The sequence below is a fragment of the Pseudomonas sp. SB113 genome (assembly GCF_040754745.1).
Taxonomy (GTDB): domain Bacteria; phylum Pseudomonadota; class Gammaproteobacteria; order Pseudomonadales; family Pseudomonadaceae; genus Aquipseudomonas; species Aquipseudomonas grimontii.
The window spans coordinates 1-434 of the sequence record NZ_JBFMHW010000199.1 but is presented as its reverse complement, the minus strand read 5'-3'; the positions used below and the strand labels follow the sequence as shown (position 1 = coordinate 434).

Sequence of the window (434 nt, the reverse complement as noted above, 5' to 3'; positions counted from 1 at the left end):
CTTCAGGTTTCGGTATCGAAGTGCCGCCGTCAGGAGAGTCTCGCCGATGCGAGGCCGGTTGGGATAGGACCGGTCGATCTCCGGACCCAGCGCTCGCAAAGCATCCACCTCCGGTGCGTCGCCGGCGGCTATGCGCAGCGCCATGTCCCGAAGCGGCGCGGGCGCAAGAGCGAAATCGAGCATTGCCATCTCGCGCCGTTCTTGTTCTTCGGTCGGCCGCGAATTCGAGGACGGCTGGATAGACACCAAGAGCGAAGCGCCGACAAGAGCGACGGCCGCGACATGAAAGACAGGTCAGTGTTTTCGATAGATGCGGATCAATGCCTTGAGTGCCATAGCCCTCATTCTAAACGCTCGTCAGCCTTTGCCAAACAACGGCATTAAAAATGGCACCTATTCATAGCGGTAGTCCAGAACCTGACGGTCTCTTTTCC

At 58.8% G+C, this 434-nt stretch carries 1 protein-coding gene; it reads right to left on the bottom strand.

The annotated features are described in order from the left end of the window. The coding region (locus AB1462_RS32150) for a hypothetical protein (protein WP_367249155.1) at window positions 1–183 on the bottom strand (183 nt) is incomplete at its 3' end. Window positions 184–434 lie beyond the last annotated feature (251 nt).